This is a genomic window from Candidatus Mycolicibacterium alkanivorans, from assembly GCF_022760805.1.
Classification (GTDB): Bacteria; Actinomycetota; Actinomycetes; order Mycobacteriales; family Mycobacteriaceae; genus Mycobacterium; species Mycobacterium alkanivorans.
Genome location: NZ_JAIVFL010000001.1, coordinates 44,990 through 58,558, shown reverse-complemented (window position 1 = coordinate 58,558; position 13,569 = coordinate 44,990). Strand labels below are relative to the sequence as shown.

Below are 13,569 nucleotides of genomic sequence, written 5' to 3'. Positions count from 1 at the left end.
GGACTAGGACAGTCCGAACTCGGCGTGAATGTTGTCGATGCCGGTCCGCATCGCATCCAGCGTGGCCTGCCGGGCCCGCATCTTGCTGGCCAGGTGCGCACCGGCGGTCAGCGTGGTGAACTCGCGGGCGGCCTCCAGGGCGCGCGGCAGCACCTGGTCGTGCAGAACGATCTCGTCCACCCAGCCGGCCGCCAGCGCGGTCTCGCCGAAGAATGTCTTGGCCAGACCCACCGCCTGCTGAAAGGCCGACGGGGTCAGCCGAAGCTTCATCACCTCGAGGGCGGGGTAGGGCAGCACCATGCCGATTGCCACCTCGTTGGCCTGAAAGTGGTAGCTGTGGGCGGCAACTCGGTGATCGAAGCTGCACGCCAGGAAGGAACCCATCGCGATCGCGGGGCCGGTGACGGCCGCCACGACCGGCTTGGGGAAGGACAGCAGCCGGTGGGCCAGGTTGAACCCGGCCTGCAGCATGGCGATTGAGGCCTCGATGTCGCCGGAGCGGAACACCTTGAGGTCGAAGCCGCCGCTGAACACCCGGTCGTTTCCAGCGACGACCACCGCCCCGGCGTCCTCGCCCTCGGCGCGGTCCAGGGCGGCGTTGATCGCCTCCAACATGCTCGGGCCCAGTGCGTTGGCCTTGCCGTCGTCGAGGGTGATGACGGCGATCGCGTCGTCCGTGCGATAGCTGACCGGCCCGCTCATGGGTGCTCCTTCGTCGCAGGGTCGACTGTTCGTACCGACGTTACGTAACGAAGTTCCGATTGCCAAGAGGCGATCAGCCCAAGCCACCGGGGGAGCCGTACCACCCCGGTCGGTGGGTCGAACTATGCTCTGCGCCAACGGTTCTGGGTCTCCTCGGTCGCTCGGCGCATCCGCTCGACCGCACTGCGCAGCACGTCGACGCGGGTCTCCCTGCAGGCGGCCTGGAAGTAGTCGAGCATGCCATAAGTGTCGTACACTATCTTTGTGCGGATCGAGATAAGGCCCAGCGCCCTGGACCATCTCATCAGCGAGGACGAAATCCGCACGGTCGTGAGCTTTCCGGTCCTGCGCGTCATCATCGCCGCTCGGCGTGAGGGCGCTGCGCCGGTGTTGTTCATCGGCCCGGCGGCCGACAGCCAGCCGTGGATCGAAGTCATTGCTGATCTCGCCGAGACGGCTGTCGCCGAGGTGTTCCACGCGATGATGCTGCGCCCGGGCCTGGTGGCGTCGCTTGGCCTCGATGAGTTCATTGACCCCGATTATGGCCCGCAGCGGGCGTGACAACGAAAGGACGCGTGACATGACCAGCAAGCGCTTTACTGATGCCGACTACGCCGACATGGCCGAGGACTACGCCGGCAATCCCCCGACTGTCGAAGAGATTCTGTCGCTCGAGGTGAACCCGGCGTTTCTCCGCATGGGGCGACCGGCCAAGGGGGTTGCGGCAAAGGGCAAGACGCCGGTGATCAGTGTGCGGTTGCCTGGTGCAATCCGTGCTGAGCTTGTGCGTCGAGCCGAGGATGAGGGGTCTTCGCCGTCAGAGTTGATTCGCCAGGCGGTCGTTGAGTTCCTTGGTAATCATCCTCTGAAATCGCCCCGATGACACCGCCTTGTGATTGATGCGCCGCGGGATCGGATCCCCCGAGGGGGGAAGGCGTCGGCCGAGAGAGTGTCGGCCACGGATTCAGCTTGCATGAGGGTGCCTAGCCGCCCATCAGCGTGCGCCACTGATCCAGGTTCGACGCCCGGTAGACGTAGTTGGACCGCTTGACATCGGACAGCGCGGCGCTCGGCTCGATGGAATACCAGTGCCCCGGAAAGACGGTCGGATCACCGGCCAGCGCGGCCAGCTGCTGCAGGCTGCGGAACATGTCGTCGACGTTGCCGCCAGGAAAGTCGGTGCGCCCGCAGCCGTCGAGGAACAGGGTGTCGCCGGCGACCAGGCGGCCGTCGAGCAGGAAGCACTGGCTGCCCGGGGTGTGGCCGGGGGTGTGCAGCAATTCGATCTCGATGTCGCCGATGGCGACCTTGTCGCCGTGCTCGTGAGTGGTCAGGTCGCTCATCGGGATGCCGGTGACACGTGAAACCCACGGCGCCTCATGGGTATTGACGTGAACGGGCACCTCGGCGCGCTCGAGCAGGTCAGCCAGACCCTTGAGGGTGAAGCCCATCATGGTGCCGCCGACGTGGTCGGGGTGGTGGTGGGTGACCAGCACCCCGGACAGGTGCATACCGTCGGCCTCGAGGGTGTCCAGCAGATCGTCGGCGGCATAGGCCGGGTCGACCACCACGGCGTCGCCGGTCTCGCGGTCCCCGATGAGGTAGGCGAAGTTGCGCATCTGCTGTGCCACCATGTCTCCGGCGGCGAAATCCCGGCCGGAGAGCAACTGGCGGAAATACAGCCGGTCATTCGATGCCATGGCCTTAAGACTAGGCCCCCACCTGCTTGGCTAGGTTCGGCCCACGGGGTTTGTGATCCACGCCTATTATCAGCGTCGGTAACCCTCGTCTACCGCCTCGCTGCGGTACGTCAACTTTGTAGGAGCGGGATGAAACTCACGCGGTTTGCAATGGCTTCGGTTCTCGCGACAAGTGTTGTGGGGGTTGGGCTAGCCGGGCCGGCCGCTGCAACGGACGACATCACGCGGAACGCGGTCGGGACATATGACTTCTTGTTCAAGAATCAATCAACGGCCACCGTATTCTGGGCCGCCGACCCATGTGATGACGATGCCGACCAGTGCATCAAGGTCGCTGAGTTTTCGGCATCGGACACGGCGCGAAAGAAGCCGCACTGGACTAAGAACGCTTACTGGACTGTGGGCTCGTGGATCATGGAGCCCGTTGATGCCACGCGAACCTGCAAGGACAAAACGAAATACAACGTCACGTACAGCTTTTCCTGGGACGCCGCCGCGAACACCGGTTACCGCTCCTTCTTCGACCCCGGAGTATGCGACGGCAACAAGCCGCACAACGCCGCGAGCCAATTTGCGTTGGTCAAGGTTCCCTGACGAGCGGTTTGGCTGAGCCCAGCCGCAGGCTGTACCCTCTTTAAGGCCCACGGCGGCGGTTCGCCTTCCGCGGGTCAGGCCCCCTTAGCTCAGTCGGTAGAGCGTTTCCATGGTAAGGAAAAGGTCAACGGTTCGATTCCGTTAGGGGGCTCGGTGGACGCGAGCGGGGCTCCGCCCGCGCCTATCGGGGCGGTGTAGCTCAGCTGGTTAGAGCGCACGACTCATAATCGTGAGGTCGGGAGATCGAGCCTCCCCACCGCTACAGGAACGAACTACTAGAGCGTGAAAGAGGGCAACGGACGTGGCCTCCAGTACCGACGTACGGCCGAAGATCACTATGGCCTGCGAGGTGTGTAAGCACCGCAACTACATCACCAAGAAGAACCGTCGCAACGATCCCGACCGGCTCGAGCTGAAGAAATTCTGCCCGAACTGCGGGAAACATCAGCCGCACAAAGAGTCGCGCTGATCTAGGTTCTGGCCCGTGGCATTATCCGCTTCCCTCGTCGGGGCGCACTACCGCTATCCCGACCATTACGTGGTGGAGCGGGAGAAGATTCGCGAGTACGCGAGGGCCGTCCACAACGACGATGCGGCGTTCTTCTCCGAAGAAGCAGCCGCCGAACTGGGTTACCGCGGGCTGCCGGCGCCGCCGACGTTCATGTGCGTGTTCGGCTATCAGGCCCAGACGGCGTTTTTTGCCCAGGCCAGCGTCGGTATCACCGACCGCCAGATCGTGTGGGTGGACCAGAAGCTGAAGTACTTCGCGCCGGTGCAGGCCGGAGACAAGCTCTACTGCGACGTGTACGTGGACTCGGTTCGGCAGGCCCACGGTACCGACATCATCGTCACCAAGAACGTCGTCACCAACCAGGACGGCAAGGTAGTCCAGGAGACGTACACGACGCTTGCGGGACGCAGCGAGAAAAACGGAGAGAGTGGCTTCAACGATGGCACTGCGTGAGTTCGGTTCGGTCGAGGTCGGCGAAGAGCTGCCCGAGAGAGTCATCACCCTGACCCGTGCGGATCTGGTGAACTACGCCGGCGTCTCCGGCGACCTCAACCCGATCCACTGGGACGACGAGATCGCCAAGCAGGTCGGTCTGGACACCGCGATCGCCCACGGCATGCTGACCATGGGCCTCGGCGGCGGCTACGTCACCGAGTGGATCGGCGACCCGGGCGCGGTGACCGAGTTCAACGTCCGCTTCACCGCGATCGTGCCGGTGCCCAACGACGGCGTGGGCGCCGAGATCGTGTTCAGCGGCAGGATCAAGTCGGCCGACGCCGACACCAGGACTGTGCAGATCGCGCTGACGGCCACCACGGGTGGGAAGAAGATCTTCGGCCGCGCCATCGCTATCGCGAAGCTGGCATAACCATGGCACTCAAGACTGACATCCGCGGGATGGTGTGGCGGTACCCCGAGACCTTCACCGTCGGCCGCGAACAGATCCGGCAGTACGCGAACTCGATCAAGGCCCACGACCCGGCCAGCATCGATGTCGACGCCGCCCGCGCGCTCGGCCACGATGGCCTGGTGGCGCCGCTGACCTACATGTCGATCCTGGCGATCATGATCCAGCGCCACTTCTTTCAGCACGTCGACGTGGGCTTCGAGACCATGCAGATCGTGCAGGTGGACCAGAAGTTCTGGTTCCACCGGCCGATCCTGGAGGGCGACGAGGTGATCGGCACCATGTACATCGACTCCGTCGCCGAGCGGTTCGGCGCCGACATCGTCACCTCCCGAAACGTGCTGACCGACGCGAAGACCGGCGAGGTGGTGATGGAGGCCTTCACCACCCTGATGGGCCACGAGGGCGACAACTCGATCTCGGCGGGATGGGACCCGGAAACCGGCCAGGTACTGCGCAAGCCGGTCCGGTTCGACGACGCAACGGATTAACACCTGCCCGGTGCGCCGTTGTACACTCGAACCTCGGGGTTTTCCCACGTGAGCGCGCTGTCCGTCGGTTCGGGTTGACCGAACGGGGAGCGCGCGAATTATGTGGGGGGACGTCTGCGAAGGGGCGTAGCTCAACTGGCAGAGCAGCGGTCTCCAAAACCGCAGGTTGCAGGTTCAAGTCCTGTCGCCCCTGCTCAACTGAATAGGCAATGGTGGACACTGGAGGGTGCACACCGGGCTGGGAACCCCCAACCCTGACGGACTCGACACAAAGGAGCATGCGGTGAGCGACGAGCGCGATAGTGCTGACGCCGCAGGCGACGGCGACGAGGACACCACTGGCGGCCAGACCGTCGTCGTGAGCCGCCCTCAGCGTCCCACCGGCAAGCGATCCCGGCAGCGGGGTGCCACCGCGCTGGCCGAGCCGGAGGAAGCCGAATCGAGTGCCGAGGAACTCGGCGTCGAGGAGACATCCAAGAAGGCCAAGAAGCCGAAGACGGCCAAGGCCGGACCGTCGCGCGACCCGATCCTGTTCGTGTGGAACTACCTCAAGCAGGTGGTCGCCGAACTGCGAAAGGTGATCTGGCCGAACCGCAAGCAGATGGTCAGCTACACCACCGTGGTGCTGCTGTTCCTGGCCTTCATGGTGGCCCTGATCGGCGGGGTCGACCTGGGCCTGGCCAAGCTGGTGCTGTGGGTGTTCGGCTGACGTGGATTTTTAGAGAGGACTGACTACCGTGACAACCCCCGAAGGCGATGTGCCCCCGGGTGAGGCCGTCGTCGACGTGATCGACGAGGAGACCGGAGCCGCGACGGCGGCGACATCGGACGAGGCCGCACCTGAGTTGGAGGCGACGCCTGACGCTGAGTCGACGCAAGCCGTCGGCGAGGCCGCCGAGGAGGAACTCGATCCGGCCGCAGCGCTCAAGGCTGAGCTGCGCAGCAAGCCGGGCGACTGGTTCGTCATCCACTCCTATGCCGGTTACGAGAACAAGGTGAAGGCCAACCTCGAGACCCGCGTGCAGAACCTCGACGTCGGCGACTACATCTTCCAGGTGGAGGTGCCCACCGAAGAGGTCACCGAGATCAAGAACGGCCAACGCAAGCAGGTCAACCGCAAGGTGCTGCCGGGCTACATCCTGGTCCGCATGGAGCTCAACGACGAGTCGTGGGGCGCGGTGCGCAACACCCCGGGTGTGACCGGATTCGTGGGCGCGACCTCGCGGCCGACGGCGCTGTCGCTGGACGACGTGGTGAAGTTCCTGCTGCCGCAGGGCGCGGCGAAGAAGCCGGGCAAGGCCGCGTCGACGTCTGCGGCCGCTTCGTCGGAGGCGACGCTGGAGCGCCCGGAGATCCTGGTGGACTTCGAGGTGGGCGAGTCGGTCACCGTCATGGACGGGCCGTTCGCGACGCTGCCGGCGTCGATCAGCGAGGTCAACGCCGAGCAGCAGAAGCTCAAGGTGCTGGTGTCCATCTTCGGCCGCGAGACACCCGTCGAACTGACCTTCAACCAGGTTGCCAAGATCTAGCGATTTCGGCGCGCTTGCGGTCGCTCAGCGACGACAAGCGCGCCGAAATCACTGAAATGTAGAGAGGAATTCGAACACCCATGGCCCCGAAGAAGAAGAAGGTCACCGGGCTGATCAAGCTGCAGATCCAGGCCGGGCAGGCCAACCCCGCCCCGCCGGTCGGCCCTGCGCTCGGCCAGCACGGCGTCAACATCATGGAGTTCTGCAAGGCGTACAACGCCGCGACGGAAAACCAGCGCGGCAACGTCATCCCCGTGGAGATCACCGTCTACGAGGACCGCAGCTTCACCTTCGCGCTGAAGACGCCGCCCGCTGCCCGGATGCTGCTCAAGGCCGCCGGTGTGCCGAAGGGTTCGGCCGAACCGCACAAGACCAAGGTGGCGAAGGTCAGCTGGGATCAGGTGCGCGAGATCGCCGAGACCAAGAAGGAAGATCTCAACGCCAACGACATCGACCAGGCCGCCAAGATTATCGCTGGCACTGCCCGGTCGATGGGCATCACGGTCGAATAATTCGATTCCGTGGGAGAGCCCGCTTCGGCTCGTCAACCACACCTCTCACTAGGAGATAACAATGAGCAAGACCAGCAAGGCATACCGCGAAGCCGCCGAGAAGGTCGACAAGTCGCGGCTGTACACCCCGCTCGAGGCGGCCAAGCTCGCCAAGGAGACCTCGTCGAAGAAGCAGGACGCGACCGTCGAGGTGGCGATCCGGCTGGGCGTCGACCCGCGTAAGGCCGACCAGATGGTGCGCGGCACGGTGAACCTGCCCAACGGCACGGGCAAGACGGCGCGCGTTGCGGTGTTCGCGGTGGGCGAGAAGGCTGAGGCTGCCATCGCCGCCGGCGCGGACATCGTGGGCAGCGACGACCTGATCGAGCAGATCCAGGGCGGCATGCTCGACTTCGACGCCGCGATCGCCACGCCCGACCAGATGGCCAAGGTGGGTCGCATCGCCCGCGTGCTGGGCCCGCGTGGCCTGATGCCCAACCCCAAGACCGGCACCGTCACCCCCGATGTGGCCAAGGCCGTGACCGAGATCAAGGGCGGCAAGATCAACTTCCGTGTCGACAAGCAGGCCAACCTGCACTTCGTGATCGGCAAGGCCTCCTTCGACGAGAAGAAGCTGGCCGAGAATTACGGCGCCGCGCTGGACGAGGTCTTGCGGGCCAAGCCGTCGTCGTCGAAGGGCCGGTACCTGAAGAAGATCACCGTGTCGACGACCACGGGCCCGGGTATCCCGGTGGACCCGGCCGTCATCCGGAACTTCCTCGAAGAGGCGTAAGCCCTATCGTCGCCAGCAGTCCCAGGTGATCTGAGCCTGGGACTCTGACGGTCTGCACGTCGGTGGCGGTGGCGTTGTAGGTCAGGACGTGATCGATCCCCAGTAATGGCGGTAGTTTCTCGTCGGCCGGGAACGTTCGGGTGATTCCGGCGCCGGATTGTTCTGCGGCGTCGGCGAATCCGTTGGTGAGCAAGTCGCGGAACGGGGCCATGTCGTAGGTGGCGTTGAAGTCACCGGCGACGATAACGGGCCGGCCGTAGGCTTGCTCTTTGACGGTGTTGAGAGTGGCCGGGAGGCTGTGGATTTCCTCGCGCCAGGGTTCGATGTCCTGCGGCCACGGGCCAGCCAGATGCGTGGCGACGAAGACGGCGTCCCGCTGTGTGCCGGGAACGGAGATGTAGGCGCTGAGCATACCGAGGCGGTAGCCCCCGATGCGCTTGGACAGCGTGATGGGGAAGCGGCTCCAGATGCCAACGCCGGAGCCGTTCTCACCGGGCTCGAGGGTCTGGTAGCGGAAGGCGTTGTTGATGCCGGTCTGGTCGAGGGCGTCGGCGAGTTCTGCGGTGAGTTCCTCGAGGACGACGACGTCTGCGTTCTGATTCGCGATGTCCAGCAAGGCCTTTGGGTCGGCCTCGCCCATGCGGACATTTGCCGTGAAGACCCGGACGGTGGCGCCGTTGGACGAGTTGGCGCCGGTGAACAACGGCAGTTGCACTGCGATTGCTAGCGCGGTGAGTGCGGCGGCTGCCGCTCCTGTGATCCATCGGCGCGTGACGAGTAGTAGCACAGCGGCGGTCGCGGCGCCAGCCGTCAGGTAGGGGGAGAGGGCGGCGACACCCAGGACGACGTGGTTGGTGATGGGTATCAGACGTGCGATGAGGGCAGTCGCCGTGAGGAGCATGCCGAGGATCGCGACGATGTACGCGGAGGTGCGCAGGAGTAGGCCTCTCACTTAGCCGGCTGGCACTTCGAAGGTGGCGAGCAGTGCGCGGTGGTCGGAGCCGGGGACTTCGATGGTGCGGATCGATGAGGCGGCGGCGTTGCGGGTCAGCACGTGGTCGATGGTAAGCAGCGGCGGGTACCAGGAGTTGGAAGGGAATGTCGGGGCGAAGCCGGCGCCGAGCTGCTCGACGGCGTCGCGGTAGCCGTCGGTCAGCAGGTCGCGGAACTGGCGCATGTCGGGCGTGCTGTTGTAGTCGCCACCGACGATGACAGCACCGGGGCCTGCGATCTGGGCGAAGTTGGCGAGCTGGGCCGTGGCGCCGGCCATTCCGTTGCGCCACTCGGGGTCGGTGTTGTTTTCGCCGGCAACTGGGGAGTAGACGTGAACGCTGGCAAGGACCGGCTCAGTTGCCACGCCAGGGACTTCGAGGCGTACGGCGGGGATCGAGATCCCCCGGTGCCGAGCTACCGAGAGCGTGGTCAGAGGGTATCGGCTCCACATACCGACGCCGCCGGCGCGCGGGGCAGGGATGAGGCTTGAATACGGGAATGTCTTGTCGATGCCGGTTTGCGTGAATCGTTGTACCGCTTCGGGGGTCAGCTCCGCGGCGGTGATGACGTCGGCGTTCTGCTCTGCGAGCTTGACAAAGAATGAAGGGTCGGCTTGCCCGTAGCGGAGATTAGAGGAGAGCACCCGAATGTCGACATGCTGGCCTTCATTTGTGGGTCGCTGCCCGAGGTAGTACCAGGAGACTTGGACCGCCAGTGCGGCAGCGATGACAACCACGGCGAAAACGGACAATGTCGTTCGCTTAGCCGTGGAGGCCACGATCAACCCGGCCAGGGCGACCAACGCCACGTACGGCGATCCGACTGCCAGGACAAGGTCCGGAATATTGGAGATCGGCCTGGCTCTTGCTACGACGGCGGCAGCGGCGAAGAGGAGAGCGGCGATCGCCAGCGCGGTCAGAAGGCCGACACGGACTTTCTTGGACATAAGTGCTGTCCTCCCCGCGCACCGCAGATTCGATGGCCGACGCTATCAGTCTGGGGACCATCATGGACGCCATGGGCCGACCAGAACGCAACGGGACTTGTCAGATCTGCGGCGGCCGGATCCGTCTGGGCTCGCGCAACCAGCGTGAGCACAGCGAACAACAGTGCGGCGACTGCCAGCCTCGTCAGGAGCGCACGGCATCTGCTGGATAGCAGAACGTACGAACTCCCTGAGCGACTGTGGTTGACCGCAGGCTATCAGTGGGCGACGGTTGACCAGGCAGTAGCGGCTCAGTATGCGCCGCTGTGGCTCAATACGGCTCTGACCGTTTTGAGGGCGATAAGCAGGTCGGAGATCATCGACCAGTTCTCCACGTAGAACAGGTCAAGGCGAACCGAGTCCTCCCAGGACAAATCGGAGCGACCGCTGACCTGCCACAGACCGGTGATGCCGGGACGAACGAGCAACCGCCGTTTCGCGTGATCGTCGTACGACTTGACCTCGCTGGCCAGCGGCGGTCGCGGTCCCACCACACTCATGTCCCGCTTGAATACGTTGATGAACTGCGGCAGCTCGTCGAGGCTGTACTTGCGAAGGAACCGGCCGACAGGCGTGATCCGCGGATCGCTGCGCATCTTGAACAGCACCCCGCCGTCACTCTCGTTCAGTTCGACGAGTTGACCGAGCATCCGGTCGGCGCCGTCGACCATCGTCCGGAACTTGACCATCTCGAACGGCTCGCCGTCCAACCCGATCCGTTCCTGGCGATAGAAGATCGGGCCTTTGCTGGTCAGCTTGATGGCGATGGCGATGGCAACAAGGACAGGAAGTCCGCACAGCAGAACCATGCCGGAGAAGACGGTATCGAACAGTCGCTTCTGGAACCGCTTGGCGCCGTGATATTGCGGCTTTTCGACGTGGATGAGCGGTAAGCCGGCGACCGGTCGCATCTGCAGGCGCGGTCCGGCGACGTCGACGACGCCCGGCGATACGAGTAGGTCGACGTTGAGCTTTTCCAGCTCCCACGACAGATTCCGGATTCCGCGACCGTCGAGCCGCTCGGTGGCGGTGATTGCCACAGCGTGGCTGTTGGTGGCGGTGACCGCACCAACGACGTTGGATTCGTCACCGAAGGTTGGGATGGCTCCGACGCCGGGGACCTCGAGCTCGGTGCGACTGGTCCGGCCGGGAATACAGGCGCCGACTACCTGGTATTCAGACCACGGTTCGCGTGCTAGCGATTTGGTCAAGTCCCGCACGGCCGAGGCGCTCCCGACGACGATGACCCGCGTGATGTAGTGGCCGTGCTTCTGCCGTGCCCGCACGACCATCCGACGCGCCGCCCATCGGCCCAGACCCAGGAAGACGATGCCGGCTGGCAGCGCGATCATCAGGTAGCCACGGGCAATCTCGAGCTTCAACAGCATCGAGACGATTGCGACGCCTCCGAAAACCGCCGCCGTGCCCGCCCACACGCGGCGGTATTCTTCGGCACCTGAGCCGATGATCCGCTGCGAGCGGGAGTGGTTGATCGAGAGCGTCAGCAGCCAAATGACCGCGATGGCGATCGACACCGGAAGGTAGTTCGAATACTTGTAGACCGACTCGAGCCCCGGCAATGCGCCGAAACGTAGCCAATGGGCGAGACCGACGGCTAAGAGGACGCCGACTAAATCGACTGCACCCAGCCGGCGTGAATACCTCTGCTGCCATGTCGGAAGTGTTTCTGGAATCGGAACGACTTCCGCTGGTGATTCCAGCCGATCGTTTACCGCCGTCATGTTCCTCCCCCAAAACGCCCGCTTCCCCGCAGGAACGTCATTGACCCGCTGAGATCATTACATAGGTGGTGGTGTCCCGGCGAGGGAACAGATCAAGGTGAGGCCCTTGGTCCTTTTGTTAGCGCAAATTTCACCTGCTGGGAACATTAGACTTGGGAGCGTTGGCAGAGCTCGAGCACTGGGGGCAGCAGCTCGGCGATCTGTGAGCCCACCTCCGAGAAGATTTCTGGACCCTGACCGATTGGGTCGGTGATGTCGGGCGCCTCGCCTGCGCGCAGATACGCCCGCAGCCTCGGAAGGTCTGACAGTTTGTCTGGGCCGAACTCAGCGGCGAGACGGGCGGCCTCGGGGAGTGTGAATGTCCGGTGCAGTTGTCGAGGGGCGAGCTCCAGAACGGTGTCGCGGTGGGCCTGAGTCATGGTCAGGACAAGATCTGCATCGGACGCGATTCGTGGCGTCAGTTGGCGCGCGGCGAAATTGGATGCGTCGCCGCCCAGTTTCTCGAGCACCGGTGCTGCGGCCGGGTGGATGGGACGGTTGATCATGGCTCGGGTTCCGGCGCTGGATGCCGTGAAGTTGGTCATCTGGAGCTGAGTCGCGTACGCCGTGGCTAGTCGTTCGGCGGTGGGGGAGCGGCAGATGTTTCCGGTGCAGACGAACAGGACGTACAGAGTGACACCCTCACTCTCACCAATCCGAGTTGACGACTGCTTCCCCGCGGGGCTCAGCCTGACCGAATAGTACTTATCCCTCGTGCTTCGTGCCGAACGCGTCACGAACCCAGTGACTTACCATGGCGAAGGGACATTCTGGGATGAACGAAGCGGTCGCCTTCTTCATGTGTGTTGACCGGCACTCAGGATGAACACGATGGCGTCATTGGTGGTGAGGATGTGCGGATATGAAGCGACCCCGCCAGGTTCGTGAGTTGCGGGAACTGGTGCGCTACTGAGCCAAGATCGTGGCGATCCGCTCCGGACTCAAGGCCCGGGTGCACGCCGTGCTCGTCAAGTATTGCAGCCGTAGATCGGGGCTGGCGGGATTCGGCGTGTCTGCGCAGGTCAGGGAGGTGACCGCGGCATTGTTCAGAGTTTGTGAAGACACCAGAATTGGCCGCGGTCACCGCGGCTCATAGCGTAGACCCTGATCGATGGCAGACGGAGTTCTCGGCAGTTCTGGATCGGATCGCGCCGCGATTCGCCCGGTACGAGCCGCTGCGGCGTGCCGGGGAGTTGATGGCCGGGATGATCTCAGGGCTGGACCGCAAGAATTGCTGGACCATCGCCGAGCACCGTGGTTCGGCCACTCCGGATGGTTTGCAGCACCTGCTGGCTCGCGCCAGTTGGGACGCTGACGGGGTGCGTGATGACCTGCGGGACTACGTCGTCGACGCCTTCGGCGACCCCGGCGCGATCTTGGTGGTCGACGAAACCGGCGACGTCAAGAAAGGCACCCCGACCGTCGGGGTGCAACGCCAATACTCCGGGACCGCGGGGCGCATCGAGAACTCCCAAGTCGCGGTGTACCTGACCTACGCCGCCCCGCGTGGGCACGCGTTGATCGACCGCGCCCTGTACCTACCCAAGTCCTGGACCGAGGACTCCGATCGCTGCCAGGCGGCGGGAATCCCGCAGGACGACAGAGGCTTTGCGACCAAGCCGACGCTGGCCATGGCGTTGATCAACCGCGCCGTGGCAGCCGAGATCCCGGCCGCGTGGGTGGCCGGTGACGAGGTGTACGGCGCCGACCCCACGCTGCGCGCCGCTATCTGCAGCCATCACCTGGGGTATGTGCTGGCGATCGCGGCCAAACCGGCGCGTTACCGACCCACGTAGGCCGGCTGCGCGTCGATGCGCTGCCCGCACTGATACCGGCACATGCCTGGCAGAGACACTCAGCCGGCGTCGGGGCGCACGGCCCGCGTCTGTACTCCTGGGCCTGGTTTCGCCTGTCGGCCGAAGACGATACCGACACCGGTGTGCATCATTTGCTGATCCGCCGCAACGACACCACCGGGGAACTGGCCTACCTACGCTGCTACAGCCCACACCCAGTGCCGGTGCGCACCCTGGTGGCAGTGGCCGGGCAGCGCTGGCGCATCGAAGACCGCTCGGCCCGCGACCACGACGCC

18 protein-coding genes and 3 tRNA genes are annotated in these 13,569 nt (G+C 64.4%); 15 read left to right on the top strand and 6 right to left on the bottom strand.

Going from position 1 to position 13,569, the window contains the following annotated elements; translation table 11 throughout:
• Positions 1-3: 3 nt before the first annotated feature.
• Positions 4-702: a crotonase/enoyl-CoA hydratase family protein gene (locus K9U37_RS00340; protein WP_243070011.1), complete on the bottom strand. Its 699-nt coding sequence runs from the start codon at positions 700-702 to the stop codon at positions 4-6.
• Positions 703-966: 264 nt separating this feature from the next.
• On the opposite strand from K9U37_RS00340, the gene K9U37_RS00335 reads away from it, so the two are divergent.
• A complete protein-coding gene (locus tag K9U37_RS00335) occupies positions 967-1,263 on the top strand; it encodes a hypothetical protein (protein ID WP_243070010.1) in 297 nt (98 codons plus the stop codon).
• A 19-nt stretch (positions 1,264-1,282) separates the two neighbouring features.
• Positions 1,283-1,585, top strand: a complete 303-nt coding sequence (locus K9U37_RS00330; RefSeq protein WP_243070009.1) for a ribbon-helix-helix domain-containing protein — start codon at positions 1,283-1,285, stop codon at positions 1,583-1,585.
• A gap of 100 nt (positions 1,586-1,685) precedes the next feature.
• Here the strand turns inward: K9U37_RS00330 and K9U37_RS00325 are convergent, their stop codons facing one another.
• Positions 1,686-2,402, bottom strand: coding sequence for an MBL fold metallo-hydrolase (locus K9U37_RS00325; protein WP_243070008.1), 717 nt, complete (start codon positions 2,400-2,402; stop codon positions 1,686-1,688).
• Between the two features lie 129 nt (positions 2,403-2,531).
• Between K9U37_RS00325 and K9U37_RS00320 the strand changes: the two genes are divergently transcribed.
• The 12 genes from K9U37_RS00320 to rplA all read left to right on the top strand — a co-directional run bounded on the left by K9U37_RS00320 (position 2,532) and on the right by rplA (position 7,718).
• Positions 2,532-2,996: a hypothetical protein gene (locus K9U37_RS00320; protein WP_243070007.1), complete on the top strand. Its 465-nt coding sequence runs from the start codon at positions 2,532-2,534 to the stop codon at positions 2,994-2,996.
• Positions 2,997-3,074: 78 nt separating this feature from the next.
• Positions 3,075-3,147 (top strand) — tRNA-Thr (locus K9U37_RS00315).
• Positions 3,148-3,184: 37 nt separating this feature from the next.
• Positions 3,185-3,258, top strand: a tRNA-Met gene (locus tag K9U37_RS00310).
• A gap of 39 nt (positions 3,259-3,297) precedes the next feature.
• A complete protein-coding gene (gene rpmG / locus K9U37_RS00305) occupies positions 3,298-3,465 on the top strand; it encodes a 50S ribosomal protein L33 (protein ID WP_102141889.1) in 168 nt (55 codons plus the stop codon).
• Between the two features lie 15 nt (positions 3,466-3,480).
• The gene (gene hadA, locus K9U37_RS00300; protein WP_243070006.1) at positions 3,481-3,960 is read left to right on the top strand and encodes a (3R)-hydroxyacyl-ACP dehydratase subunit HadA; all 480 of its coding nucleotides are present in this window, start codon (positions 3,481-3,483) and stop codon (positions 3,958-3,960) included.
• The gene (gene hadB, locus K9U37_RS00295; RefSeq protein ID WP_243070005.1) at positions 3,947-4,375 is read left to right on the top strand and encodes a (3R)-hydroxyacyl-ACP dehydratase subunit HadB; all 429 of its coding nucleotides are present in this window, start codon (positions 3,947-3,949) and stop codon (positions 4,373-4,375) included. Before hadA ends, hadB begins: the two co-directional genes overlap by 14 nt.
• A gap of 2 nt (positions 4,376-4,377) precedes the next feature.
• Positions 4,378-4,905: a (3R)-hydroxyacyl-ACP dehydratase subunit HadC gene (hadC, locus tag K9U37_RS00290; RefSeq protein WP_243070004.1), complete on the top strand. Its 528-nt coding sequence runs from the start codon at positions 4,378-4,380 to the stop codon at positions 4,903-4,905.
• 120 nt (positions 4,906-5,025) lie between these two features.
• A tRNA-Trp gene (locus K9U37_RS00285) sits at positions 5,026-5,098 on the top strand.
• Positions 5,099-5,188: 90 nt separating this feature from the next.
• Positions 5,189-5,614 carry a preprotein translocase subunit SecE gene (gene secE, locus K9U37_RS00280; RefSeq protein ID WP_243070003.1) on the top strand — a complete coding sequence of 142 codons (426 nt, stop codon included), beginning with the start codon at positions 5,189-5,191 and terminating at the stop codon, positions 5,612-5,614.
• 28 nt (positions 5,615-5,642) lie between these two features.
• Positions 5,643-6,434: a transcription termination/antitermination protein NusG gene (gene nusG, locus K9U37_RS00275; protein ID WP_243070002.1), complete on the top strand. Its 792-nt coding sequence runs from the start codon at positions 5,643-5,645 to the stop codon at positions 6,432-6,434.
• An 80-nt stretch (positions 6,435-6,514) separates the two neighbouring features.
• Positions 6,515-6,946: a 50S ribosomal protein L11 gene (rplK, locus tag K9U37_RS00270; RefSeq protein ID WP_243070001.1), complete on the top strand. Its 432-nt coding sequence runs from the start codon at positions 6,515-6,517 to the stop codon at positions 6,944-6,946.
• 61 nt (positions 6,947-7,007) lie between these two features.
• Positions 7,008-7,718 (top strand): 50S ribosomal protein L1, encoded by a 711-nt coding sequence (gene rplA, locus K9U37_RS00265; RefSeq protein WP_243070000.1) that lies wholly within the window; start codon positions 7,008-7,010, stop codon positions 7,716-7,718.
• Here rplA and K9U37_RS00260 read toward each other — a convergent pair.
• From K9U37_RS00260 to K9U37_RS00245, 4 genes are all read right to left on the bottom strand, one after another.
• Positions 7,690-8,670, bottom strand: coding sequence for an endonuclease/exonuclease/phosphatase family protein (locus K9U37_RS00260; protein ID WP_243069999.1), 981 nt, complete (start codon positions 8,668-8,670; stop codon positions 7,690-7,692). The genes rplA and K9U37_RS00260 overlap by 29 nt on opposite strands.
• A complete protein-coding gene (locus K9U37_RS00255; RefSeq protein ID WP_243069998.1) occupies positions 8,671-9,657 on the bottom strand; it encodes an endonuclease/exonuclease/phosphatase family protein in 987 nt (328 codons plus the stop codon).
• Between the two features lie 290 nt (positions 9,658-9,947).
• Positions 9,948-11,438 carry a sugar transferase gene (locus K9U37_RS00250; protein ID WP_243069997.1) on the bottom strand — a complete coding sequence of 497 codons (1,491 nt, stop codon included), beginning with the start codon at positions 11,436-11,438 and terminating at the stop codon, positions 9,948-9,950.
• Between the two features lie 146 nt (positions 11,439-11,584).
• Positions 11,585-12,109: an arsenate reductase/protein-tyrosine-phosphatase family protein gene (locus tag K9U37_RS00245; protein WP_243073154.1), complete on the bottom strand. Its 525-nt coding sequence runs from the start codon at positions 12,107-12,109 to the stop codon at positions 11,585-11,587.
• A 438-nt stretch (positions 12,110-12,547) separates the two neighbouring features.
• On the opposite strand from K9U37_RS00245, the gene K9U37_RS00240 reads away from it, so the two are divergent.
• Positions 12,548-13,273, top strand: coding sequence for an IS701 family transposase (locus K9U37_RS00240; RefSeq protein ID WP_443627152.1), 726 nt, complete (start codon positions 12,548-12,550; stop codon positions 13,271-13,273).
• Positions 13,274-13,569 lie beyond the last annotated feature (296 nt).

Bases quoted from the DNA above. Each gene is read 5' to 3' on its own strand.
- hadB (WP_243070005.1), top strand. From the start codon at position 3,947: ATGGCACTGCGTGAGTTCGGTTCGGTCGAGGTCGGCGAAGAGCTGCCC.
- rplK (WP_243070001.1), top strand. From the start codon at position 6,515: ATGGCCCCGAAGAAGAAGAAGGTCACCGGGCTGATCAAGCTGCAGATC.
- K9U37_RS00250 (WP_243069997.1), bottom strand. From the start codon at position 11,438: ATGACGGCGGTAAACGATCGGCTGGAATCACCAGCGGAAGTCGTTCCG.
- K9U37_RS00320 (WP_243070007.1), top strand. From the start codon at position 2,532: ATGAAACTCACGCGGTTTGCAATGGCTTCGGTTCTCGCGACAAGTGTT.
- hadC (WP_243070004.1), top strand. From the start codon at position 4,378: ATGGCACTCAAGACTGACATCCGCGGGATGGTGTGGCGGTACCCCGAG.
- K9U37_RS00330 (WP_243070009.1), top strand. From the start codon at position 1,283: ATGACCAGCAAGCGCTTTACTGATGCCGACTACGCCGACATGGCCGAG.
- K9U37_RS00255 (WP_243069998.1), bottom strand. From the start codon at position 9,657: ATGTCCAAGAAAGTCCGTGTCGGCCTTCTGACCGCGCTGGCGATCGCC.
- rplA (WP_243070000.1), top strand. From the start codon at position 7,008: ATGAGCAAGACCAGCAAGGCATACCGCGAAGCCGCCGAGAAGGTCGAC.
- K9U37_RS00325 (WP_243070008.1), bottom strand. From the start codon at position 2,402: ATGGCATCGAATGACCGGCTGTATTTCCGCCAGTTGCTCTCCGGCCGG.
- K9U37_RS00340 (WP_243070011.1), bottom strand. From the start codon at position 702: ATGAGCGGGCCGGTCAGCTATCGCACGGACGACGCGATCGCCGTCATC.